This window comes from Actibacterium sp. EMB200-NS6 (genome assembly GCF_001305615.1).
Taxonomy (GTDB): Bacteria; Pseudomonadota; Alphaproteobacteria; order Rhodobacterales; family Rhodobacteraceae; genus Actibacterium_A; species Actibacterium_A naphthalenivorans.
Window position 1 is genome coordinate 55,695 of sequence record NZ_CP010869.1, and the last position, 23,855, is coordinate 79,549.

Annotated in this window: 24 protein-coding genes; 19 read left to right on the forward strand and 5 right to left on the reverse strand. The window is 63.5% G+C overall.

All coding sequences use genetic code 11. The features are described 5' to 3' along the window. The first annotated feature begins 56 nt into the window (after positions 1-56). Positions 57-1,331: a SpoIIE family protein phosphatase gene (locus TQ29_RS00280; protein ID WP_054540252.1), complete on the forward strand. Its 1,275-nt coding sequence runs from the start codon at positions 57-59 to the stop codon at positions 1,329-1,331. Positions 1,332-1,334: 3 nt separating this feature from the next. Here the strand turns inward: TQ29_RS00280 and TQ29_RS00285 are convergent, their stop codons facing one another. Then, positions 1,335-1,781: an NUDIX hydrolase gene (locus tag TQ29_RS00285; protein ID WP_054537563.1), complete on the reverse strand. Its 447-nt coding sequence runs from the start codon at positions 1,779-1,781 to the stop codon at positions 1,335-1,337. Positions 1,782-1,857: 76 nt separating this feature from the next. On the opposite strand from TQ29_RS00285, the gene TQ29_RS00290 reads away from it, so the two are divergent. The 7 genes from TQ29_RS00290 to TQ29_RS00320 all read left to right on the forward strand — a co-directional run bounded on the left by TQ29_RS00290 (position 1,858) and on the right by TQ29_RS00320 (position 10,196). After that, positions 1,858-2,862: an Hsp33 family molecular chaperone HslO gene (locus TQ29_RS00290; RefSeq protein ID WP_054537564.1), complete on the forward strand. Its 1,005-nt coding sequence runs from the start codon at positions 1,858-1,860 to the stop codon at positions 2,860-2,862. Next, positions 2,846-3,451, forward strand: coding sequence for a CoA pyrophosphatase (locus TQ29_RS00295; RefSeq protein WP_054537565.1), 606 nt, complete (start codon positions 2,846-2,848; stop codon positions 3,449-3,451). The genes TQ29_RS00290 and TQ29_RS00295 overlap by 17 nt, the downstream gene beginning before the upstream one ends. A 53-nt stretch (positions 3,452-3,504) precedes the next feature. Further along, positions 3,505-4,599 (forward strand): CCA tRNA nucleotidyltransferase, encoded by a 1,095-nt coding sequence (locus tag TQ29_RS00300; RefSeq protein WP_054540253.1) that lies wholly within the window; start codon positions 3,505-3,507, stop codon positions 4,597-4,599. A gap of 93 nt (positions 4,600-4,692) precedes the next feature. Then, a complete protein-coding gene (locus TQ29_RS00305) occupies positions 4,693-6,537 on the forward strand; it encodes an ABC transporter ATP-binding protein (RefSeq protein WP_054537566.1) in 1,845 nt (614 codons plus the stop codon). Further along, positions 6,534-8,402 (forward strand): ABC transporter ATP-binding protein, encoded by a 1,869-nt coding sequence (locus tag TQ29_RS00310; RefSeq protein WP_157445485.1) that lies wholly within the window; start codon positions 6,534-6,536, stop codon positions 8,400-8,402. The genes TQ29_RS00305 and TQ29_RS00310 overlap by 4 nt, the downstream gene beginning before the upstream one ends. Next, positions 8,399-9,610 carry a class I SAM-dependent RNA methyltransferase gene (locus tag TQ29_RS00315; protein ID WP_054537567.1) on the forward strand — a complete coding sequence of 404 codons (1,212 nt, stop codon included), beginning with the start codon at positions 8,399-8,401 and terminating at the stop codon, positions 9,608-9,610. Before TQ29_RS00310 ends, TQ29_RS00315 begins: the two co-directional genes overlap by 4 nt. 88 nt (positions 9,611-9,698) lie before the next feature. Next, entirely contained in the window at positions 9,699-10,196 is a 498-nt protein-coding gene (locus tag TQ29_RS00320; protein ID WP_054537568.1) for a murein L,D-transpeptidase family protein, read from the forward strand. 4 nt (positions 10,197-10,200) lie between these two features. Here the strand turns inward: TQ29_RS00320 and TQ29_RS00325 are convergent, their stop codons facing one another. Next, positions 10,201-10,734 (reverse strand): CAP domain-containing protein, encoded by a 534-nt coding sequence (locus TQ29_RS00325; protein WP_054537569.1) that lies wholly within the window; start codon positions 10,732-10,734, stop codon positions 10,201-10,203. A 156-nt stretch (positions 10,735-10,890) separates the two neighbouring features. Between TQ29_RS00325 and TQ29_RS00330 the strand changes: the two genes are divergently transcribed. Together TQ29_RS00330 and TQ29_RS00335 are read left to right on the forward strand one after the other, a co-directional pair. Further along, positions 10,891-11,490, forward strand: a complete 600-nt coding sequence (locus tag TQ29_RS00330; protein WP_054540255.1) for a L,D-transpeptidase — start codon at positions 10,891-10,893, stop codon at positions 11,488-11,490. Between the two features lie 143 nt (positions 11,491-11,633). Next, on the forward strand, positions 11,634-11,819 hold the full coding sequence (locus tag TQ29_RS00335) for a hypothetical protein (RefSeq protein ID WP_037203735.1): 186 nt from the start codon (positions 11,634-11,636) through the stop codon (positions 11,817-11,819). A 58-nt stretch (positions 11,820-11,877) separates the two neighbouring features. Here TQ29_RS00335 and hemH read toward each other — a convergent pair whose 3' ends face one another. After that, positions 11,878-12,972: a ferrochelatase gene (hemH, locus tag TQ29_RS00340; RefSeq protein ID WP_054540256.1), complete on the reverse strand. Its 1,095-nt coding sequence runs from the start codon at positions 12,970-12,972 to the stop codon at positions 11,878-11,880. A gap of 67 nt (positions 12,973-13,039) precedes the next feature. Next, positions 13,040-13,888, reverse strand: a complete 849-nt coding sequence (locus TQ29_RS00345) for a methyltransferase domain-containing protein (RefSeq protein WP_054537570.1) — start codon at positions 13,886-13,888, stop codon at positions 13,040-13,042. Between the two features lie 43 nt (positions 13,889-13,931). Between TQ29_RS00345 and TQ29_RS00350 the strand changes: the two genes are divergently transcribed. From TQ29_RS00350 to TQ29_RS00365, 4 genes are read left to right on the forward strand one after another with little or no spacing between them, the layout of a single operon-like run. Next, positions 13,932-14,648, forward strand: a complete 717-nt coding sequence (locus tag TQ29_RS00350) for a double zinc ribbon domain-containing protein (protein ID WP_054537571.1) — start codon at positions 13,932-13,934, stop codon at positions 14,646-14,648. Positions 14,649-14,685: 37 nt separating this feature from the next. After that, on the forward strand, positions 14,686-14,943 hold the full coding sequence (grxC, locus tag TQ29_RS00355; protein WP_037203728.1) for a glutaredoxin 3: 258 nt from the start codon (positions 14,686-14,688) through the stop codon (positions 14,941-14,943). A gap of 3 nt (positions 14,944-14,946) precedes the next feature. Next, a complete protein-coding gene (locus tag TQ29_RS00360; protein WP_054537572.1) occupies positions 14,947-15,777 on the forward strand; it encodes a carbon-nitrogen hydrolase family protein in 831 nt (276 codons plus the stop codon). 51 nt (positions 15,778-15,828) lie between these two features. Next, on the forward strand, positions 15,829-16,221 hold the full coding sequence (locus TQ29_RS00365; protein ID WP_052071181.1) for a MarR family transcriptional regulator: 393 nt from the start codon (positions 15,829-15,831) through the stop codon (positions 16,219-16,221). Here TQ29_RS00365 and ubiG read toward each other — a convergent pair. After that, positions 16,218-16,964, reverse strand: a complete 747-nt coding sequence (ubiG, locus tag TQ29_RS00370; RefSeq protein WP_054537573.1) for a bifunctional 2-polyprenyl-6-hydroxyphenol methylase/3-demethylubiquinol 3-O-methyltransferase UbiG — start codon at positions 16,962-16,964, stop codon at positions 16,218-16,220. The genes TQ29_RS00365 and ubiG overlap by 4 nt on opposite strands. Positions 16,965-17,034: 70 nt before the next feature. On the opposite strand from ubiG, the gene pip reads away from it, so the two are divergent. The 5 genes from pip (at position 17,035) to infB (ending at position 23,682) form a co-directional block, all read left to right on the forward strand. After that, a complete protein-coding gene (pip, locus tag TQ29_RS00375) occupies positions 17,035-18,024 on the forward strand; it encodes a prolyl aminopeptidase (protein ID WP_054537574.1) in 990 nt (329 codons plus the stop codon). 268 nt (positions 18,025-18,292) lie between these two features. Next, positions 18,293-18,889: a ribosome maturation factor RimP gene (rimP, locus tag TQ29_RS00380; protein WP_054537575.1), complete on the forward strand. Its 597-nt coding sequence runs from the start codon at positions 18,293-18,295 to the stop codon at positions 18,887-18,889. A 2-nt stretch (positions 18,890-18,891) separates the two neighbouring features. Further along, positions 18,892-20,514 (forward strand): transcription termination factor NusA, encoded by a 1,623-nt coding sequence (gene nusA / locus TQ29_RS00385; protein ID WP_037203712.1) that lies wholly within the window; start codon positions 18,892-18,894, stop codon positions 20,512-20,514. Between the two features lie 22 nt (positions 20,515-20,536). Then, positions 20,537-21,148: an RNA-binding protein gene (locus TQ29_RS00390; RefSeq protein WP_054537576.1), complete on the forward strand. Its 612-nt coding sequence runs from the start codon at positions 20,537-20,539 to the stop codon at positions 21,146-21,148. Between the two features lie 17 nt (positions 21,149-21,165). Next, the gene (gene infB, locus TQ29_RS00395; protein WP_054537577.1) at positions 21,166-23,682 is read left to right on the forward strand and encodes a translation initiation factor IF-2; all 2,517 of its coding nucleotides are present in this window, start codon (positions 21,166-21,168) and stop codon (positions 23,680-23,682) included. Positions 23,683-23,855 lie beyond the last annotated feature (173 nt).

Below are 23,855 nucleotides of genomic sequence, written 5' to 3' on the forward strand. Positions count from 1 at the left end.
CTTCTTAAGTGCGCTGCGTGTACCGCTGTGCCCAGAGCATTGAGGAAGGTGTGAATTTGAAAGCGCTTGCTGAAAACCCGGTACAGCCTGATGCCAGTGCCGAACAGGGGACCGCAGGTGCCGTTCTTCTGGTCGATGACAGCCGTGTCCAGCGGCGCATCCTGCGGCTTCTTCTTGAACGATGGGGATATGCCGTGACAGAGGCCGCATCGGGGAACGAGGCGCTTGAAATCTGCCACAGGCGCAACGTGGATTTCATCATAAGTGACTGGATGATGCCGGGGCTGACCGGGCTGGAATTCTGCACCCGCTTCCGGGCGCTGGAGAAGGCCGACTATGTCTATTTCATCCTGCTGACGTCCAAATCCGAAACCGGCGAGATCGTGCACGGGCTGGAAGTGGGGGCCGATGATTTCCTGACCAAGCCGGTCAACGCGAACGAGCTGCGCGCACGGCTGTCGGCGGGGCGGCGGATTCTGGGCATGCAGAATGCGCTGAACGAGAAGAATCAGATGATCAGCGCCGCGCTGGACGAGCTTCAGGGGCTGTATGACACGGTGGACCGTGACCTGATGCAGGCCCGCAAAATTCAGGAATCACTGCTGCCCGAGCGAATGAACCGATTCGGAAAAACGACCGTTTCAATGCTGATGAAGCCCTGCGGACATGTCGGCGGCGATCTCGTCGGGGTGTTTTCGCCGGGGCCAAACCGGCTGGCGTTCTACAATATCGATGTGTCGGGCCATGGCGTGACTTCGGCGCTGATGACAGCGCGCCTTGCGAGCTATCTGAGCGGGCGGTTTCTGGAACAGAACATCGCGGTGATGAAGCGGTTCGATCGGTTCTTTGCCCTGCGCCAACCGCAGGAAGTCGCGCATATCCTGAACGAGCGGCTTCTTTCCGACAACGGCGTCGAGGAATATTTCACACTGGCCTATGGTATTGCGGATCTGATGACGGGAAAGGTGCGCATGGTTCAGGCGGGCCATCCTTATCCGGCGGTTCAGCGGCGCGATGGCAGCGTCGATTTCGTCGGCGATGGCGGCCCGCCCGTCGGCCTGCTGCCGGGGGTGGAGTATCAGAGCTTTGAGATCCAGCTTTATGAAGGAGACCGTATTCTGCTCTATTCCGACGGGTTCACCGAAAGCGAATGCGAAACCGGCGGGATGCTCGAGGAAGAGGGGCTCAAACAGATGCTCGTCGCAGGCGCCAGCTCGACCGGCCCCGAAGTGCTGGACGAACTTTTCTGGCTGCTGAACATGCGCCGCAAGGACGAACCCTTGAAGGATGATGTCTCTGCGGTGCTGCTGGAGTACGGGGGGCCGGAATAGGGACTATCGCGCGCGGCGCAGAAAATCTGAAACGAAATACCGATCACCGGCGTTGCCGAGCTCTTCCGTGGCCAGCTCGGCGGGCATCCACAGGGCGGTATGGGCCGGCTCCGTCGGGGCGCCGTGCGGGCGGATCGGGCGGGCCAGGTAGATGTGGCACAGCTTTTCGGCCCAGATGTTGTAGTCGGGCATGAAGGTGAAGCGGCGAAAGGCGCCGAGGCGGCGCATCGGTGCGATGTGCCAGCCGGTTTCTTCGAACACCTCGCGGTGAAGCGCGGCAAGCGGCGATTCGCCTGGATCGATGCCGCCGCCGGGAAGCTGGAATTCGGGCACCGGTGCGGCCTGATGCGTCAAAAGAAGCGATCCGCCGAGCGGCAGGATGGCATAGGCCCCGTGGCGGATCTGATAGCTCTGGCCCTTCACGACCGTCTCGCCGAATCGTCTGATCATGGCCGCCCCCTTGGTGTGCCGGTTGTACCGCCTATATAGTCGCGGTATGCCAAGGCCAGGCGCACAAGGAAACCCCATGTCACTCGGATCACAAATCGCCTGGGACGATACAGTCCTGCCCTTTCAGCTTGACCGGAGCGATATTCGCGGCCGGGTGGCCCGCTTGGACGGGGTGTTGGATCAGGTTCTGGCCCAGCACAACTATCCCCCCGTGATCGAGGCACTGGTGGCGGAAGCGGCGCTTCTGACCGCGTTGATCGGCCAGACCATCAAGCTGCGCTGGAAGCTATCGCTGCAGATTCGCGGCGACGGGCCCGCCCGCCTGATCGCGACCGATTACTACGGGCCGACCGACGATGGCCAGCCCGCCCGGATTCGCGCCTATGCCAGCTATGATGCCGACCGGCTTGTGGATACGGGGCGCCCGTTCGAGCAGATCGGCGGCGGGTTCTTTGCGATTCTGATTGATCAGGGGCGCGGCATGGTGCCGTATCAGGGCATTACGCCGATCGCCGGCGGCTCGCTTGCGGCCTGTGCAGAGACGTATTTCGTGCAATCCGAGCAGCTTCCGACACGGTTCGAGCTGACGTTCGGCCGATCGCAAAAGCCGGGAGAACAGGAACATTGGCGCGCCGGCGGCGTGATGTTGCAGCATATGCCCGAGGCTTCACCCCTGATGGCAACCGATGGCGCCAGCGGCGAGGCCGGATTGCTGCAGGCCAATGATGTGCTTTTCGGGGAAGAGGAAGAAAACTGGAATCGCGCGAACCTTCTGCTTGATACGGTCGAAGAGATCGAACTGGTTGGCCCCAAGGTGCATCCGACCGATCTTTTGGTCCGCCTGTTCCACGAAGAGCGGCCGCGGGTGTTCGACGCGCAGCCGATCACCTTTGGCTGCACCTGTTCAGAGGATCGCGTGCGCCAGAGCCTGTCGATCTATTCGGCGAAGGACATTGGCCATATGACAACCGATGACGGGCTTGTCACCGCTGATTGCCAGTTCTGCGGCGCGCATTACGAGCTTGATCCGAAAACCCTGGGGTTCGAGGCAGAGGAGACGCCGGGTGACGACGCGGAATGACGCGCTCGACCAGCTGAGGCGGGTGTTGTCGCGGCCCGGCGGCGCCTCGTCCGATTTTGATCTGAACCCGGGCTATGCGCCGCCCGAGGGCCGCCCCTTGCGCCCGGCCGCGGTGCTTGTTGCATTTCAGGAGGGCGCTTCGGGGCTCGATCTGCTGCTGACCAAGCGGTCGTCGCGCCTGAAGCATCACCCGGGGCAGATCGCCTTTCCCGGCGGCAAGCAGGATGAGGTGGACAGCGGCCCGGTGGCTGCCGCCCTGCGCGAGGCATCCGAAGAGGTTGGCCTGCCGCCCGCATCGGTAGAGGTTCTGGGCCAGATGCAAACCCATGAAACCGTCACGGGGTTTCTGATCACGCCGGTAATCGGGTTTATCAGGGACGCATTCGAGCCGATCCCCGAGGCGGGCGAGGTGGATGAGGTCTTTTCGGTTCCGCTTGCGCATGTGACCGATCCGGCGCGGTTTTCGATAGAGGCCCGGATTTGGCGCGGGCAGGAACGGCAGTATTACACTGTTCCCTATGGCCCCTATTACATCTGGGGCGCGACGGCGCGGATTCTGCGGGGGCTGGCCGAAGGGATGGCCGCGTGACCCGGATCGCCGACGCCTGGGTCTCCGCGCCCGAAACCCAGGCCGTGTGCGCCATGCTTTCACAAGCCGGATACAAGGCGCTGTTTGTCGGCGGCTGCGTGCGCAACGCGCTGTTGGGGGTGGCGGTGAACGATATCGACATTGCCACCGACGCGCCCCCGGAAACGGTGATGGCCCTGGCGCAGGCGGCGGGCCTGCACCCGGTGCCGACGGGAGTGGATCACGGCACGGTCACCGTGGTGTCGGACCATGTTCCGCATGAGGTGACGACCTTTCGCCGCGATGTAGAGACGGACGGGCGGCGCGCCGTCGTGGCCTATGCGACCGGGCCCGAGGAAGACGCGCATCGCCGGGATTTCACCATGAACGCGCTTTACGCCACACCGGAGGGCGAGATTGTCGACCCGCTTGGCGGGTTGGCTGATCTGCGCGCGCGGCGGGTACGTTTCATCGACGATGCCGATGCGCGGATCCGCGAGGATTATCTGCGTATTCTGCGCTTTTTCCGGTTTCATGCCTGGTATGGTGATCCCGGCCTGGGGCTGGATGCCGAAGGGCTGGCCGCCTGCGCGGCGAATTCCGCCGGAATAGAGACGCTTTCGAAAGAGCGTATCGGGGCGGAGATGAAAAAGCTTCTGGCTGCGCCAGACCCGGCGCCGGGCGTTGCGGCGATGGCGCAGGCGGGGATTCTGGCACGGGTGATTCCGGGGGCCGATGCGCGGGCGCTGCCGGTTCTGGTGCATCTGGAGGGGGACGAAGCGGTGGCCCCCGAGCCTGTCCGGCGGCTTGCCGTTCTGGGCGGCGCGGATCTGGTGGATCGCCTGCGGCTGAGCCGGGATGACGCGCGGCGGCTTGATCTGCTGCGGAGGGCTATCGGCAGCGCTCAGCCGCCATCGGCGCTGGGCTATGCCCTTGGCGCGGATCTGGCGCGCGATGCGGTGCTTCTGCGTGCCGCGGTTCTGGAAACGCCCCTGCCGCAGGGTTGGCGCGACCAGATTGCCGAAGGGGCGGGGGCGGCATTTCCCGTTCGGGCGGCCGATCTGATGCCCGCCCTTTCCGGCCCGGCGCTGGGCGCGCGGCTGAAAGAGCTGGAGGCGCGATGGGTCGCGTCCGGCTTTTCGCTGACGCGGGATGAGCTTCTGGGCTGAACCTCGCCCGGACCGCCCGTCATTTTACTGTTTCTCGACTGTGGGCGGTGCGCGGGTTATATCCCCCGCATAGTCGTCAGAAGGCCTGACCCCGTGCTTCGTTTTTTTGAGAACCTTGTCGATCCTTATACGCCGTATAAGGACAGCGATCACCCGCCCCAGCGTCTTTGGCCGTTCCTTTGGGAATACTCCAGGCCTTTCAAGCGCGTGTTTGCCGTGACGGCGGTCTTGTCGATCCTCGTTGCGGGGATCGAGATCTGGCTGATCGCCTATATGGGGCGGTTGGTGAACGTGCTGGGCAGCGGCGCGCCGGCGCAGGTGTGGCAGGATCACCGGGTCGAACTGATTGCGGTGGCGGTGTTCATCCTGTGCCTGCGGCCGCTTGTTCAGGGGGCGGATGCGGCGCTGTTGAACAACACCATCCTGCCGAATTTCACCACGCTGATCCGCTGGCGTTCGCATTCGCATGTGCTGCGGCAGTCGGTTGGCTGGTTCGAGAATGATTTCGCCGGCCGCATCGCCAACCGCATCATGCAGACCGCGCCAGCGGCAGGCGAGGTGGTGTTTCAGGTGTTCGACGCGATTTCATTCTCGATCGCCTATCTGATCGGCGCGCTGGTTCTGCTGACGGATGCCGATCCGCGGCTGGCGGTGCCGCTGCTGATCTGGTTCGTGCTTTACGCCGCGCTCGTCCGCTGGACCATGAAGCGGACGGGGCCGGCGGCAAAAGCCTCTTCCGACGCGCGCAGCCAGGTCACCGGGCGGGTGGTGGACAGCTATAGCAATATCCATTCGGTGAAGATGTTCGCCCATGACGACCGAGAGCTCGACTATGCCAAGGAGAGTATCGAGAAGGCGCGGGTGGCGTTTTTCGGCGAGATGCGGATTTTCACCATCATGGATATCGCGCTGACCGCGATCAACGGATGGCTGATCGTGGGCGTGGTCGGCTGGGCTGTGGCGCTCTGGATGCAGGGCGCGGCCAGCGTGGGCGTGGTCGCTGCGGCGACGGCGCTGACGCTGCGGCTGAACGCGATGACCGGCTGGATCATGTGGGCGTTGTCCTCTCTCTTCCGCAACCTCGGGGTTGTGGCCGAAGGGATGGAGACGATTGCCCAGCCCGTTGACCTGGTCGACCGGCCGCAGGCAAAACCGCTTGTGCTGCGTGAGGGTGAAATCCGGTTTCAGTCACTATCGCACCACTATGGCAAGGGTCACGGCGGGCTGGACGATATCAACCTGACGCTTCGGCCGGGCGAAAAGCTGGGGCTTGTCGGGCGGTCGGGGGCCGGCAAGTCGACGTTGGTAAAGTTGTTGCTGCGGTTTTACGACATCGAGAAGGGCGCGGTTCTGATCGACGGTCAGGATATCGCGGACGTGTCGCAGGAAAGCCTGCGGCGGCAGATCGGCATGGTCAGCCAGGACAGTTCGCTGTTGCACCGGTCGGTGCGCGAAAACATTCTTTACGGGCGGCCCGAGGCCAGCGAAGAGGCGCTTTTCGACGCGGCCCGCCGGGCCGAAGCGCATGAGTTCATCCTTGATCTGCAGGATCCGAAAGGCCGGCGCGGCTATGACGCGCAGGTGGGTGAGCGCGGCGTTAAACTCTCGGGCGGGCAGCGGCAGCGTGTGGCGCTGGCGCGGGTCATTCTGAAGGACGCGCCGATTCTGGTGCTGGACGAGGCGACCAGCGCGCTGGACAGCGAGGTGGAGGCCGCGATTCAGGAAACGCTTTACGGGGTGATGCAGGGCAAGACGGTGATCGCGATTGCGCACCGGCTGTCCACCATTGCACAGATGGACCGGATCGTGGTTCTGGATGGCGGGCGGGTGGCCGAAGATGGCACCCATGAGGAGCTGCTGGCGCATGGCGGGCTATACGCGCGGTTCTGGGCGCGGCAATCCGGCGGCTTTATCGGAACCGAGGAGGCGGCCGAATGACGTTCGAGATATTCTTCCAAAAGCTGGGCCTGCCCCGGCTTGCAACGCTGATCCCCGCGTTCGAGCGCAATGAAACGCCGCCGCCGCGTGTGCTTGTGCCGTTCATGCTGTGGTGTCTGCGCGGCGCCTATCCCTTGCTGATCGTTGGTGTGATCGCATCGGTTTTCGGCGGTGTGTTCGAGATCGCATCGGCGTTTCTTCTGGGGCGGGTGATCGACACCGCGCTGGAAAACGGGCCAGACGCGCTGTTTTCCAGCCATGCGGGGCTTTTCATCGGCATATGTGGCTTTCTGCTTGTGCTGCGGCCGCTTGTTTTCGGAACGACATCGGCGCTGCAATCCATCGTCATCGGCCCGAATGTGAATGTTCTGGCCCTGTCGCGCCTGCACCGCTGGACGCTGGGCCAGGCGGTGACGTTTTTCGACAACGATTTCGCCGGGCGGATCGCGCAGAAACAGATGCAAACCTCGCGCGCGCTGACCGAGGTGACGATCGAGGGGCTGAATACGGTTGTCTTCGCGTTGGCCTCGATCGCCGGGGCGACGCTGATGCTGGCGACGGTGGACTGGCGTATCGCGCTGATCCTGTTCGTTTGGCTGGCGCTCTATCTGCGGTTCATCACCTATTTCCTGCCGCGCATCCGCACCCGCTCGGCGGCGCGCGCGGGGGCGCGGGCGGCGGTTTCGGGGCAGGTGGTGGATACGATCACCAATATGCGCACCGTCAAGCTGTTCGCCCATGCGGAGTTCGAGGATCAGGCCGCGATCCGCGCGATGAGCCGTTACCGCAACAGCGCGCTGGATTTCGGCTATATGGCCACGAGCTTCCGGTTTCTCCTGATCACGCTGGCCGGTCTGTTGCCGGTGGTGCTGGTCGGGATGGCCCTGTATCTGTGGACGAAGGGCGGCGCCACGCCGGGGCAGATCGCAGCAACCGGAACGATTACGCTGCGGCTGTCGCAGATGACCGGCTGGGTCAGTTTCGCGCTGATGGGGATCTATGCCAATATCGGCGAGATCGAAGACGGGATGCGCACCCTGACGCCGCTGCATGAGCTGACCGACGATCCCGGAGCGGTCGACATGGCCCGCCCGAAAGGCGAGATCGTGTTCGACGACGTGGGCTTTTCCTATGGCCGCAAGACGGGCGGCATTTCAGACATCCGGCTGACCATTCATCCCGGCGAAAAGCTGGGGATCGTGGGGGCCTCGGGTGCCGGTAAATCCACGCTGGTTTCCGTGCTTTTACGGCTCTATGACGTCGAGGATGGCCAGATCAGGATCGACGGTCAGGATATTCGCGGCGTGACACAGGAAAGCCTGCGGCGGCAGATCGCGATGGTCACGCAGGAAACCGCAATGTTCAATCGGACCGCGCGGGACAACATCCTTTACGGCCGCCCCGACGCGACCGAAGAAGAGATGATCGACGCCACCAGACGGGCCGAGGCGCATGAGTTCATTCTGGGCCTGAAAGACCACAAGGGGCGCACGGGCTATGACGCCTATCTGGGTGAGCGCGGGGTGAAGCTTTCGGGCGGGCAGCGGCAACGCATCGCCCTGGCGCGGGCCTTTCTGAAAGACGCGCCGATCCTGGTGCTGGACGAGGCGACATCGGCGCTGGATTCCGAGGTCGAGGCATCCATTCAAGAGGCGCTGACCCGGGTGATGGAGGGAAAGACAGTGCTGGCGATCGCGCACCGCCTTTCGACCATCGCGCAGATGGACCGGATCGTGGTGCTGGACGCGGGGCGGATCGTCGAGCAGGGCACGCATGCGGAGCTTCTGAAGCTGGGTGGCCTTTACGCGACATACTGGGAGCGGCAGTCGGGCGGGTTCCTGGCCGCTGACGAGGCCGCGGAATGACGCTGACAATACGCCGGCTGGGCCATCTTGGCGACGGCATCGCCGATGGGCCCGTGTTCGTGCCGCTGAGCCTGCCGGGAGAGGTGGTCGAGGGCGAGATCGCCGACGGGCGCATGGCGCAGCCGCGAATCATCACCCCGTCGCCCGACCGGGTGCGCCCGCCCTGCCCGCATTTCAAAAGCTGCGGCGGCTGCGCGCTGCAGCATGCGTCGGACCCGTTCGTCGCGGAATGGAAGCTGGATGTGGTGCGCACCGCGCTGGCGGCGCAGGGGCTGGAGGGCACGTTTCGCCCGATCATAACCTCGCCGCCGCAGTCGCGCAGACGTGCTGTTCTGGCGGGGCGGCGCACGAAAAAGGGTGTTCTGGTCGGCTTTCACGCCAGGGCGTCGGATGTGGTGGTGGGCATTCCCGATTGCCGGCTCTTGCACCCTGATCTGATGGCCGCGTTGCCCGCGCTGGAGGAGATCGTGCCGCTTGCCGCTTCCCGCAAGGGCGAGGTGAGCTTTACCATCACCCGGTCGGAGGCGGGGGTTGATGTTGCCGTGGCGAATGCAAAACCGCTGGATGGGCAGCTTTGGGCCACGTTAGGCTCGCTTTCGCAACGTCATCACCTGGCCCGGCTGGCCTGGGACGGCGAGCTGGTCGTGGAGCTGAACCCGCCGGCCCAGCGGTTCGGTGCGGCCCATGTGGTGCCGCCGCCCGGCGCGTTCCTGCAGGCCACGGCCGAGGGGCAGGCCGCCCTGACCGCGGCGGTTCTGGAGGCGGCCGAAGATGCTGGCACTGTCGCCGATCTGTTCGCCGGGTGCGGAACCTTTGCCTTGCCGCTGGCCGCGCGGGCCGAAGTTCATGCGGTGGAGGGCGACGCCGCGATGCTGAAGGCGCTGGATCAGGGCTGGCGCCGGGCTGCCGGCCTGAAAGCGGTAAGCACGGAAACCAGAGATCTGTTTCGCCGCCCGCTGATGCCCGATGAGCTGAACCGCTATGATGCCATCGTCATCGACCCGCCGCGCGCCGGGGCAGAGGCGCAGATGGCCCGGATCGCCGACTCAGGCCTGGCCACGGTCGCCGCCGTGTCTTGCAACCCGGTCACATTCGCCCGCGATGCCCGGATGCTCTGCGATGCCGGGTTCCGGCTGAACTGGGTGCAGGTGGTCGACCAGTTCCGCTGGTCGCCGCATGTCGAGCTGGTCGCGCATCTGAGCCGGTGAAACGGTTGCTTTGGGGATGCGGCGCGGATTGATTGGCGTTATGATCGGTTCAACAAGAAAAACAGTGAAGAGGGCGGGGCAGTCCCACATGTTTGCACGGCGTGGTTTTCTGATATCCGGCGCGGCATTGGCCGTGGCGGGCTGCGGTGGGCCCGGCTTTCGGCGTTATGACGGGCCGGAGGTGACGCGGATCGTCGTGATGAAACAGGATCGGCGGATGTATCTGCTGCATCAGAACGAGATCCTGAAGGACTATCGGATCGATCTGGGGTTCGCCCCGCAGGGCCACAAACAGTTCGAAGGCGACGGGAAAACGCCCGAGGGTCGCTATTTCATCGACCGGCGCAATCCGAACAGCGACTTTCACCTGTCGCTGGGGATCTCATACCCGAACGAGGCCGATACCGCCGCGGCGCGGGCGCTGGGCAAGGAGCCGGGCGGCGACATTTTCATTCACGGCCAGGCACGGCGGCGTCTGCGCCGGCGGCCCGATTGGACCGCTGGCTGCATTTCGGTGAAAAACCGGCATATCGAAGACATCTACGTGATGGTTCGCGACGGAACCGCCATCGACATCTTTCCCTGAGGGTCTAGCCGCCGGTGACCAGCGTCCACCAGATTTTTCCGTTGGGCTCCTGAAACACGCCGAATCCCAGATCGCGCGCCTTGGGATCAAGCAGCACGCTGCGTGTTTCGGGCAGCTCCATCCAGGCGGCGAGGGTCTCAAGCTCCGTCTCATAGGTTTCAGAGATGTTCTCGCCCAGAAGCGTACCGGGATAACCGGCGCGCGCGGCCCGGTCGAGCGGCGACGACCCGTCGGAGCCGAAATGCCACGGCCGGTTCTGCACCGACATGTCGCGCGAATGGGTGGCTGCGGCCGCGTTCAGCTCGGCGTTCAGAGACAGGGCCGGGGCGCCGGCGGCGGCGCGCAGGACATTGACGGAATCAAGAACGCGGAACTGGATCTTTGCCAGCTCCTTTTCCGGCACGACCCCGTTCTGGGAAATCCGGTAAACCTGCGGAAGCGGCTTGCCGTCCGATCCCAGTGCCGGAGGCAGCGGTGGCGGAGCGCAGCCTGCAAGCGTGAAAACGGAAAGGAAAACAATAACAAAGAAACGTATCATACCCGGCTGCCCCTGTTTTTCATGGCTCTTCCTACAGCCAACCGTTGCATCGTTCAAACGAGACCCGGCGGAATTTTGCGATTTACGAGTGTTTGAATTGCGACTGCGGCTTTGCAGTCATATTCTTTGAGACAAATTTCAAGAATGGAGTTCATCATGTCACGTCAGCGCCCTGCACTGCCTAACCGCCGGGTTTTCCTGACCGGCACCGCCGCCGCCATCAGCGGCCTGGCCACACCCGCCCTGGCACAAAACAAGGACACGGTGGAGTTCGAGCCCGAACTGGGAACTGTGCGCCACAATATTTCCAGCTTCCGCTCGCTCAACTGGCAGCCCTATTTCGGCGATCTGCGTAATGGTGCGATCTTGGTCGATACAACCTCGAGGGCGCTGCACTACTGGTCGGAGGATAAAACGACCTACAAGCTCTATCCGACCAGCGTTCCGATTTCGGAAGAGCTGACCCGCCGCGGCCGCACCTCTGTCGTGCAGAAGGTCGAAGGGCCGGAATGGCGGCCGACGCCTTCGATGAAAAAGCGGAATCCCGAATGGCCGGATTATGTCGGGCCGGGGCCGGATAACCCGCTGGGCACACATGCGCTTTATCTCAGCTGGACCTATTACCGCATCCACGGCACGCATGATACGCGCAAGATCGGGCGCCGCTCTTCCAACGGCTGCATCGGTCTGTTCAACGAACATATCGCGGAGCTTTTCGGGAATGCGAAGGTGGGCACACAAGTGTTGCTGATTTGACAAAATTCGCACGACTTCGAGCGCGGGGCCAACTGGTCAGTTGCAATCGTGCCGTCATGCTGGTTTAGAGCGAATTACACGATGATCTTGAATGCGCGTATCGCGTGAACCAATGTATGATGCGCAGTTTCTGGAGAGAAAATATGAAAAAGTTCGCACTTGCTGCTGTTGTTTCCATGATGGCTACCGCTTCTTTCGCCGGAAGCATGGCTGAGCCGGTCATTGAAATGGAACCGGAAGTCATCGAACAGGACACCTCCTCCTCGGCGGGTGGTGTTCTGGTTCCGATCATGTTCCTGGTCATGATCGCTGCTGCCGCTTCCAACTAAGCCACGCAGAGCAACGTAAATGAGCAAGGCGGCGGGGAAACCCGCCGCCTTGTTCCGTTCAGTCCAGCCAGCCCTTCAGATTGTCGCCGATCACCTGGCACAGCGCCGCGATATGCGCGTCATCGTCGTTGAGGCAGGGGATATAGGTGAAATCCTCGCCGCCCGCATGCTCGAAGCTTTCGCGGATCTCTTCGTTGATCTCCTCCAGCGTCTCGATGCAATCGGCCGAGAAAGCCGGGGCGATCACGGCGATGCTCTTCTTCCCGTCTTCTTTCGCCAGCCTTGCGACCTCGTCCACGGTATAGGGTTTCAGCCATTCCTCGGGCCCGAACACGGATTGGAAGGTGGTGGTGATCTGGGTGTCGTCCCAGCCCAGCCGCTCCTTCAGCAGGCGTGTGTTTTTCTGACATTGGCAATGATAGGGGTCGCCGCTCGTCAGATAGCGCTGTGGCATCCCGTGATATGAGACCACGAGGATTTCGGGTTTTTTCGCGGCGGCGGCATAGGCGCGTTCGACCGATCGGGCCAGTGCCTCGATATACATCGGGTGATCGAAATAGGCCGGCACGGTGCGCGCGGCGGGCTGCCATTTCTGCACCATCAGCGCGCGAAAGAATTCATCATTCGCGGTCGCGGACGTCGCACCGGCGTATTGCGGGTACAGCGGGAAGAACAGGATCTTCTGGCACCCCTTGTTCACCAGCTCGTCGACCTTCGATCTGGTCGAGGGGTTGCCGTAGCGCATGCAGAAATCAACCTCGACCCGGTCGCCATAGGTGGTTGCCATTTCAGCGGCGATCCTGGATGTCTGTTCCCGCGTGATAGTCATCAGCGGGCTTTCGTCGCGTTCTTCGTTCCAGATGGATTTATACGCCGCGCCGGAGGAAAAGGGGCGTTTGCTCAGGATGATGAGCTGCAACAGCGGCTGCCACTTCCACGGCGCATAGTCGATCACGCGGCGGTCCGACAGGAATTCACTCAGATAACGGCGCATCGACCAATAGTCATAGCCATCGGGCGTGCCAAGGTTGGCCAGCAGGATCCCGACCTTGGCTGGCGGGATTTTCGGATGGTTGCCGGGGGCATGGGCCGGGCGTTCGGCGGTGGGCAGGCGGGTAAAGGGCAGGTCGTCGCCCGGTTTGTCGTCCAGCATCATCTCTCCGGCAGTGTGGCCCGGCACGGGGCGGTTTTGAGGTGAAATAAACGGATTTCTCTTCAGGTCAATCGCGGGCCGGGCCGGCACGATCGGGCAGCGCTATCTCATCGGCGCGCAATGCGTCGGCCAGCCGTGCCACCGCCGAACCGGGGCGCAGCGGTTTGGGCTGACTGTCGTCCGGGGCCCAACCTGTCAGAAAAATCGTCTCGAACGTTGCCGGAATTCGCCCGTCGGGCGTGCCGTAGCGATCGGCATAGATCGCGGCCATGTCGGTGAACAGGCGGCGGGGCGGGGGCGTTTTGCGGCGGTGCGACAGGGCGTTCGCCTCGCCCATGGCGCGCAGATCGGCCATCAGGTGAAAGGGCGAGGCATAGGTGACGGTGCGCGCCGCGCTGTCGGCGACCGGAAGCGCGAATCCGGCCCGTTGCAGAAGCGCGCCAAGATCGCGGATCTCGCCCATCGGGGCGACACGGGGCGACAGCCCGCCGGTGGCGCGCACCTCTGCCTCGGCCAGGGCGGCGCGCAGCTCCTGCAGGGTCCGGCCGCCGAACAGGACGCCGATGAACAGCCCGTCGGGCCGCAGCGCGCGGCGGCATTGCACGAGCTGGCCCACCGGATCATTCGCCCAGTGCAACGACAGCCCGTGCACCACCAGATCATGCGCGCCCTGTTCCAGCGCCAGCACTTCGGTATCAGGCACGTGTACGGCGCCGGGCAGGGCCGGGCGCCAGACCTCGGGGAAGGGAGAAATTACGGCGGGGGCCGTAAAGGTTCTGTTAACCTCTGTCAGTCTTTCCTGAACCTCGGCGGCCGCTTCGTGTTGCAGAAACAGCGCGGGTTCGACCATCCGCAGCGCGCGGTCGCGATAGCGCTCCAGCGCGGGGCGGTCGGTCAGGGAGGGGGTTTCGGGCATCGGCTCTCCTTGCTTGCAGGATATGTAGAAGGGAAAACCCGGGATGCAAAGCGCGCTTCGCCTGATCTTTCCGCCGCTATGCATTTCCTGCGGCGCGCTGGTGGAAAGCGATTTCGCCCTGTGCGGCCCCTGCTGGCGCGACACGCATTTCATTTCCGGCCTTGTTTGTGACAGTTGCGGCACGCCCCTTCCGGGGGAGGAGGGCAGCGAAACGGTTCAATGCGACGATTGCCTGACACTGGCGCGGCCCTGGGGCCGGGGGCGGGCGGCGTTGCTCTACAAGGATAACGCGCGGCGGCTGATCCTGTCGCTCAAACATGGGGACAGGGCCGAACTGGCCCGCCCCGCCGCCGGCTGGATGGCGCGCGCGGCGGCGCCGATTCTGGTGCCGGGGATGCTTGTCGCGCCGATTCCGCTGCACCGGTGGCGGCTCTTGCACCGGCGCTACAATCAGGCCGCATTGCTGGCCAAAGGCGTTGCCCGCGCCGCCGGGCTGGATCAGTGCCCCGATCTTTTGCTGCGCGCCCGGAACACCCCGATTCAGGATGGCAAGGGGGCAGAGGCGCGGTTTGCCAATGTCGCCGGCGCGCTGCATGTGCATCCGGGGCGCGGGGCGTTGATCAAGGCACGGCATGTTCTTCTGGTGGATGATGTGATGACCTCGGGCGCCACGCTGGCCGCCGGCGCAGAGGCCTGCCTGGCCGCCGGTGCGCGCGGCGTTTCGGTTCTGGTGCTGGCACGCGTTGCGAAAGACGCCTGATTCCCTATATTTGCCGAGTCGGGCAGGGAAAATCGCGATGCAACCAGTAGAAATCTACACCACCCCCACTTGTGGCTATTGCCACATGGCCAAGCGTCTGCTGACGCAAAAGGGCGTCAGCTTTGCCGAGATCGATGTTTCGGGCGACCCGGAAAAGCGGCAGGAGATGATGTCTCGCGCCAATGGCGGCTATACCGTTCCGCAGATTTTCATCGGCAAGGCGCATATCGGCGGGTGCGATGATCTGCTTGCGCTGGAAAGGGCGGGAAAGCTGGATCCGCTGCTCGAAGGCTAGGCGATGCTCGCGGCCCTTCTTCAGCTGAGTTCGAGTGACGATCCGGCCGAGAACCTTGCCGCCACCCGCGCCATGATGCGCGAGGCGGCGAAAGGTGGCGCCGGGTTTCTGCTGACCCCTGAGGTAACGAATTGCGTTTCATCCAGCCGCGCGCGGCAGATGCAGGTGCTGCGCCATGAGCAGGATGACCCGACCCTCGCCGGCCTGCGCGACGAGGCCGCGGCGCTGGGTGTCTGGCTTCTGATCGGCTCGCTCGGGCTGAAGACGGAGGATGCCGACGGGCGGTTCGCCAACCGGTCTTTCCTGATTGCGCCCGATGGCGGCATCGTGGCCCGCTATGACAAGATTCACATGTTCGACGTGCAGATCGGCCCGAATGAGGCGATCCGCGAATCCGATGGCTATCGCCCCGGCACCGTCGCCACACTTGCCAAGACCCCGTTCGCGCGGCTTGGCATGACTATCTGCTATGACATGCGGTTTCCCTATCTCTACCGGGCTCTGGCGCAGGCGGGGGCGCAGGTGATAACCGTGCCGTCGGCCTTTCATCCGGTGACGGGAGCGGCGCATTGGCAGGTTCTGCTGCGCGCCCGCGCCATCGAAACCGGGTGCTATATCCTCGCCCCCGCGCAGACCGGTCAGCACAGGCTGCAAGATGGCAAGCCGCGCCAATCCTACGGGCACAGCCTTGCGGTTTCCCCCTGGGGCGAGGTGGTGGCCAGCCTGGATGACGCGCCTGGCCTGGCCTTTGTCGACCTCGATCTTTCGCAGGTCGAAAGCGCGCGCCGGCGCGTCCCCTCGCTTACCCATGACCGCAGCTTCGAAGGACCCTGAGTGAACGACTCTACCGACAGTCTTGCCGTTTCGCTTTTCAGCGAGTTGTTCATGGCGGATCAGCTGGCCCGGACCCGGCTGACGAAAGTGCTGCCCAAGGGCATGGAGCTGAGCCAGTTTTCCGTGCTGAACCACCTTTCCCGGATCGGCGAGGAAAAGACGCCGGCGCAGCTGGCGCAGGCGTTTCACGTCACGCGCGGGGCGATGACCAACACGCTGAGCAAGCTGGAATGGGCCGGCCATGTGCATATCCGCCCGGACTGGGACGATGCGCGCCGCAAATGGGTCACCATCAGCCCGGCGGGGCGCCGGGCGCGCGATGCGGCCATCCATGCGATTTCCCCGCTGCTGGCCGAGGTGATCGCCGATATCGGTGCCGAAAACGTGCGCGCGGTGCTGCCCGTCCTGCGCGCGCTGCGCCAGAAGCTGGGCGAAAACGGCTAGGACGGTTTGACCGACGCCGTCACGTAGTTCACGCTCAGATCCCGGTCCGACAGTGACCAACTCCAGCTTACCGGGTTGAACACGCATCCCTTGCGATCCACCGGTTCCATCCCCGCCTCTTCCAGCAGGGCGAACAGTTCGTCGGGGGTGATGAACTTGCCCCATTCGTGGGTGCCCTTGGGCAGCCAGCGCATCACCCATTCGGCGCCGACGATCGCGGCCATGAAGCTTTTGGGGGTGCGGTTGATCGTCGAGCAGATCATCAGCCCGCCGGGTTTCAGCAAGGCCCGGCACGCCGCCAGAAAGGCCGGGGGGCTGGCCACATGTTCGATGACCTCCATGTTCAGCACCACATCGAATACCTCGCCCGCCTCCGCCAGCGCCTCGGCGGTGGTGTGGCGATAGTCGATCTCCAGCCCCGATTGCGCGGCGTGAACCTGCGCCACGGGGATGTTGCCTGCCGCGGCATCGGCGCCGGTAACACGTGCCCCCAGCCGCGCCATCGGTTCGGCCAGAAGCCCGCCGCCACAGCCGATATCCAGCAGGCGCAGGCCCGCGAACGGCGCGGGGCCGCTCAGATCCCGCCCGAACTCGGCCGCGATCTGCGCGGTGATGTAATCCAGCCGGCAGGGGTTGAGCATGTGCAGCGGCTTGAACTTTCCGTTCGGATCCCACCATTCGGCGGCCATTGCTTCAAATTTCGCCACCTCGGCGGCGTCAACGGTGGTTGCGGCGGCTTGCATGCGGCTCTCCGATCCGGTCTTGTTGTCTCAGCCCCTGTCAGGGCCTGCTTTGGCGTTATATAGAGTGATCATGGACAAATCCGCAGGCCAAAAGCGCGCAGCGCATTTTCTTTTCCCGCAGCTCGACCCGTTCGACCAGCGCATGTTGGACGTGGGCGAGGGGCATTGCCTCTATGTCGAGCAATGCGGCAACCCCGCCGGCATCCCGGTGGTGGTTCTGCATGGCGGGCCGGGCGGCGGCTGCAGCCCGGCGATGCGCCGCTATTTCGATCCGGCCGAATACAGGATCATCCTGTTCGACCAGCGCGGCTGCGGCCGGTCGCGGCCCCATGCAAGCGTCGAAGACAATACCACCTGGCACCTGGTGCGCGATATCGAGATGATCCGTGAAACACTGGGCATCGACCGCTGGGTCGTTTTTGGCGGCAGCTGGGGCGCGACGCTGTCACTGCTCTATGCGCAGACCCATCCCGACCGCGCCGCCTATCTGATCCTGCGCGGCGTCTTCCTGATGACACAGGCAGAGCTTGATTGGTTCTATGGCGGCGGTGCGGGGCAGTTCTGGCCCGACCTCTGGGCACGGTTCACCGACCTGATCCCGGCGGATGAGCGGAGCGATATGATCGGGGCCTATCACAAGCGGCTGTTTTCCGGTGATCTGTCGCTGGAAATCCGGCACGCGCGCGCATGGGCATCCTGGGAAAATGCGCTTGCCTCGATAGACCACGACGGACCCGGCGCGGTGGCGCCCGCCGAATACGCCCGCGCCTTTGCCCGGCTGGAAAACCACTATTTCCAGAACGCCGGGTTTCTGGAGCGGGACGACCAGATCGTGGCCAACGTTCCCCTGATCGCTCATATCCCGGCAACCATCGTTCAGGGCCGATACGACATGATCTGCCCGCCCACATCCGCGTGGCGGCTGGCGGAACGCTGGGGACGAGCGGAGCTGAAAATGGTGCCGCTCGCCGGTCATGCCCTGTCGGAGCCCGGTATCAGCGCGGAGCTGGTGCGCACCACCAGGGCCGTACAGCGCCAGGCGACGGGCCTGGGGTTTTGAGCCTGTTTCATCTTTCCGAAAATATCCCCGCCGGAGGCATGAAAGTTTCTGTTGCGCCATAGGGTTTTTTGCCTCCGGCGGGGATATTTTCGGAAAGATGAAAAGAGAAGCGCGCTGCGGCGAACAGGAGGATGGCTTCGCCCCCTTGCAGACTCGGGGCTTGAGGCGTATATCCCCCTCAACAGCGGCGGTTTGGCTTCCACCCCCAAACCACCACCGGACAGTCATGAACGGGCCGCGCGCCCGTTTTTTTGTTTCTGGACCACGTATGAACGATCTTATCGCCAAAGCTGCTATCGACCGGCGCCTTGCCGAAATTCTCCAGCCCGTGATCGAGGGCTTGGGGTTCGAGCTGGTGCGCATCCGGCTGATGGGGGGCAAGACACATACATTGCAGATCATGGCCGAGCGCCCCGAAGGCGGGATCGAGGTGGATGATTGCGCCGAGATTTCCACGGCCGTTTCGGCGGTGATGGATGTGGAAGATCCGATTGATGAAAATTACGTGCTGGAGGTTTCCAGCCCCGGCATCGACCGGCCGCTGACCCGGCTGAAGGATTTCGATACCTGGGAAGGCTATGAGGCAAAGCTGGAGACCAGCGAGATGATCGATGGCCGCCGCCGTTTCAAGGGCGAGCTGCGCGGGACCGAGGGTGATGAGGTTCTGATCGAGATCGAAGAGGGCACGATCGGGCTGAAATTCGACTGGCTGAGCGATGCGAAGCTTGTTCTGACAGATGAGTTGATCCGGGAGATGCTGCGGCAGCGCAAGGCGGCGGGTATCGTCGATGAAGGCCAGTTTGACGAGATTGAAACAGAAGAGCCCCTGACGGGCGATGAAACAGACGCTTCCGAGGAGGAGTGAGCATGGCAATTACCTCTGCAAACCAGCTCGAGCTTTTGCAAACCGCCGAGGCTGTGGCCCGCGAGAAGATGATCGACCCCGATCTGGTGGTTCAGGCGATGGAAGAGAGCCTCGCCCGTGCCGCCAAGTCGCGCTACGGGTCGGAGATGGACATTCGCGTGTCGATCGATCGCAAGACCGGCAAGGCCACCTTTACCCGTGTACGCACCGTTGTCGAGGATGACGCGCTGGAGAATTACCAGGCCGAGATGACCGTGGAGCAGGCCCGGCAGTATATGGCTGACCCCAAAGTGGGTGACGAGCTGCGCGATGAGGTTCCGCCGGTGGAGATGGGCCGGATCGCTGCGCAATCGGCCAAGCAGGTGATTCTGCAGAAAGTGCGCGAAGCAGAGCGCGACCGGCAGTATGAAGAATTCAAGGATCGCGTGGGCACCATCATCAACGGTGTGGTCAAGCGCGAGGAATATGGCAACGTGATCGTCGATATCGGGCGGGGTGAGGGGATCTTGCGCCGGACCGACAAGATCGGCCGCGAAAGCTATCGCCCGAATGACCGGGTGCGCTGTTACATCAAGGACGTGCGCCGCGAGGCACGCGGCCCGCAGGTGTTCCTGAGCCGGACCGACCCGCAGTTCATGGCCGAGCTGTTCAAGATGGAAGTGCCGGAAATCTACGATGGTATCATCGAGATCAAGGCCGTGGCCCGCGATCCCGGCAGCCGCGCGAAGATCGCCGTGATTTCCTATGACAGCTCGATCGACCCCGTGGGTGCCTGCGTCGGTATGCGCGGCAGCCGGGTTCAGGCCGTGGTGAACGAGCTTCAGGGCGAGAAGATCGACATCATTCCCTGGAACGAGGATCAGCCGACCTTCCTGGTAAACGCATTGCAGCCCGCCGAGGTTACCAAGGTGGTGCTGGACGAAGAGGCCGAGCGGATCGAGGTGGTGGTGCCGGACGAGCAGCTTTCGCTGGCGATCGGGCGCCGTGGCCAGAACGTGCGGCTGGCATCGCAGCTGACGGGGCTTGATATCGACATCATGACCGAGGCCGAGGAATCGGAGCGCCGCCAGGCCGAGTTCGCGGCGCGGACCAACCTGTTCATGGAAGCGCTGGATCTGGACGAGTTCTTTGCCCAGCTTCTGGTGTCCGAAGGGTTTACCTCGCTCGAAGAGGTGGCCTATGTGGATCTGGACGAGCTTTTGGTCATTGACGGCGTGGATGAGGATACCGCGGCCGAGCTTCAGGCCCGTGCGCGCGACAATCTGGAAGCGGCCAACAAGAAGGCGCTGGAACATGCCCGCGAGCTGGGTGTTGAGGACAGCCTGGTTGATTTTGAGGGTCTGACACCCCAAATGATCGAGGCACTGGCAGAAGACGACGTGAAAACGCTTGAGGACTTCGCCACCTGCGCCGACTGGGAGCTGGCCGGCGGCTGGACCACGGTCGATGGTCAGCGTGTCAAGGATGAAGGCGTTCTGGAGAAATTCGACGTTTCGCTGGAAGAAGCGCAGAACATGGTGATGACCGCGCGCATTCAGCTTGGCTGGGTGGATCCGGCGGATCTGGTGTCCGAGGAAGATGCCGAAGAGGCCGATGGCCTTGAAGAAGAGGAGGCCGGGGCCTGATCGCAGGCCCTGGGAAGCATTCATGGGTCGCGGTGGCCAACCGAAAACACAGAACGCACCCGAGCGCCGCTGCATCGCGACCGGAGAGGTTCAGCCAAAGGGCGGGCTGATCCGGTTCGTGGTCGGGCCGGGCGATGTGATCGTCCCGGACCTGCTTGGCAAATTGCCGGGGCGTGGCATCTGGGTTGCAGCGGATCGGGCGGCGCTGGAGACGGCGGTGAAGAAGCGGTTGTTCGCGCGCAGTGCGAAACAGGCGGTTCAGGTGCCCGAGGATCTGGTTGCCCAAGTCGAGGCCGGGCTGGCCCGGCGGGTGATCGAGGGCCTTTCTCTGGCACGCAAGGCCGGGCTTGCGGTGGCCGGGTATGAGAAGGTGAAAAGCTGGCTGACGAGTGGTGAGGCGCGTGTGCTGATCCAGGCCAGCGACGGGTCGGAGCGGGGCAAATCGAAGCTTCGCCTGCCGTCGGAAACGGACGCATTCATAGGCTGTCTGAGGGCTGACGAATTGGGTTTGGCTTTCGGACGGGAACATGTGATACATGGCGCGCTTGCGGCTGGCGGACTCACGACACGTGTTGTAGAGGATGCAGCCAGGCTTTCGGGCGTGCGCAAAGTGGACGGGGGCAAGGCCTCCTGAAAGGGTACGAAGACCATATGAGCGATAGTGACGGCAAGAAAACTCTCGGTTTGCGCGGCGGTGGTCCGCGGTCCGGTCAGGTGAAGCAGAGCTTCAGCCACGGGCGCACGAAGAACGTCGTGGTCGAGACCAAGCGCAAGCGCGTCGTCGTTCCGAAGCCCGGTGCAGGCAAGGGTTCGGGGGGTGGTGCCCATCTGGGTGATCCCTCGAAACGCCCGGCAGGTATTTCGGACGCAGAGATGGAGCGCCGGCTCAAGGCGTTGCAGGCGGCCAAGGCCAATGAGGCCGAGGACGCCAAGCAGCGTGCCGAGGAAGAAAAGCGCCGCGAGGAAGATCGCCAGCGCCGCCGCGAGGAAATCGAGGCGAAGGAACGCGAAGAGCGTGAGCGCGAAGAAGCCGCGCGGCTGAAGGCCGAGGAAGAAGAGCGTCAGCGCCGCGAAGCCGAAGAGGCCAAGAAGCGCGCCGCCGCGGCACCCGCCGCGAAGGAAAAGGCGACGGCTGCCGCAGCGCCCGCCGCTGCCGCCGATGCGGAAGCCCCGCGTGGCGGTGGCAAGCCGACCCCGCGCAAGACTGACCGCGAACGCGATACCCGCGACGACCGTCCGACCCGCAACAAGGCGCGGGATGACAGCCGCCGTTCGGGCAAGCTGACCGTCAACCAGGCGCTGACCGGCGGTGAAGGCGGGCGGCAACGTTCGATGGCCGCCATGAAGCGCAAGCAGGAGCGGATGCGCCAGAAGGCGATGGGCGGGGTCGAGAGCCGCGAGAAGGTTGTGCGCGAAGTTCAGGTGCCCGAAACCATCGTGGTGCAGGAGCTGGCCAACCGTATGGCGGAGCGTTCGGCGGATGTCGTGAAATCGCTCATGCAGATGGGCATGATGGTCACGCAGAACCAGTCGATCGACGTCGATACCGCCGAGCTGATCGTCGAGGAATTCGGCCACAAGATCGTCCGCGTTTCGGATGCGGATGTGGAGCAGGTGATCGACGCGATCGATGACAAGGCCGAAGACCTTGAGTCGCGCCCGCCGGTGATCACCATCATGGGCCATGTGGACCACGGCAAGACATCGCTTCTGGATGCGATCCGGCATGCCAAGGTCGTGGCGGGCGAAGCCGGGGGGATCACCCAGCATATCGGCGCCTATCAGGTGAAAACCGATGGCGGCGCGCTGCTGACCTTCCTTGATACGCCGGGCCACGCGGCCTTTACATCGATGCGCGCGCGCGGTGCTCAGGTGACGGATATCGTTGTGCTGGTGGTTGCGGCCGATGATGCGGTGATGCCGCAGACGGTCGAGGCCATTCATCACGCCAAGGCCGCCGGTGTTCCGATGATCGTTGCGATCAACAAATGCGACAAGCCCGATGCGAACCCCGACAAGGTGCGCACCGATCTGCTGCAGCATGAGGTGATCGTCGAGAAAATGTCGGGCGATGTTCTGGATGTGGAGGTTTCGGCCGTTACTGGCCAGGGGCTCGACGAGCTTCTGGAGAATATCGCGCTGCAGGCCGAACTGCTTGATCTGAAAGCCAACCCCAAGCGCGCCGCGCAGGGGGCCGTGATCGAGGCGCAGCTCGATGTGGGCCGCGGCCCGGTCGCGACCGTTCTGGTTCAGAACGGTACCCTGCGTCAGGGCGATATCTTCGTCGTGGGCGAGCAGTGGGGCAAGGTGCGCGCCTTGATCAACGATCAGGGCGAGCGGGTGAGCGAAGCCGGGCCTTCTGTGCCTGTCGAGGTTCTGGGCCTGAACGGTACGCCCGAGGCGGGCGATGTTCTGAACGTGGTCGAGACCGAGGCGCAGGCGCGCGAGATTGCCGAATACCGCGAAAAGGCGGCCAAGGAAAAACGCGCCGCTGCCGGTGCGGCCACCACGCTGGAACAGCTGATGGCCAACGCCAAGCAGAACGAAAACGTGAAGGAACTGCCGATTCTGGTGAAGGCCGATGTGCAGGGTTCCGCCGAGGCCATCGTTCAGGCGATGGAAAAGATCGGCAACGAAGAAGTGCGCGTGCGTGTGCTTCATGCCGGCGTCGGCGCGATCACCGAAACCGATATCGGCCTTGCCGAAGCATCGGGCGCGCCGGTCATGGGCTTCAACGTGCGGGCCAATGCGCCCGCGCGCAACGCGGCCAACCAGAAGGGTGTCGAGATCCGTTATTACTCGGTCATCTACGATCTGGTGGACGATGTGAAAGCGGCGGCTTCGGGTCTGCTCAGCGCCGAGATCCGCGAGACCTTTATCGGCTATGCCGAGATCAAGGAGGTCTTCAAGGTGTCCAACGTCGGCAAGGTCGCCGGCTGTCTGGTGACCGAAGGTGTGGCGCGGCGCTCTGCCGGGGTTCGCCTTCTGCGCGACAACGTGGTGATCCACGAAGGCACGCTGAAGACGCTGAAGCGCTTCAAGGATGAAGTGGCGGAAGTTCAGTCCGGCCAGGAATGCGGCATGGCCTTCGAGAACTACGATGATATCCGCCCCGGCGATGTCATCGAGATCTTCGAACGGCAGGAAGTGGAGCGTACGCTCGATTGATCGGGCGGCGCCATGCGCTGAAAAAACAAAAGGACGGCCAATCGTGCCGTCCTTTTTCTTGCCTGATTACCGCTTTCTTGCCTATGTCAGGCAGCGGTCTTTCCGACCGGGCGTCCTTCGAATACACGCTCCCCAACGCGTACCTGAATGTTGCCGTTGGCCAGTTTGCGAAC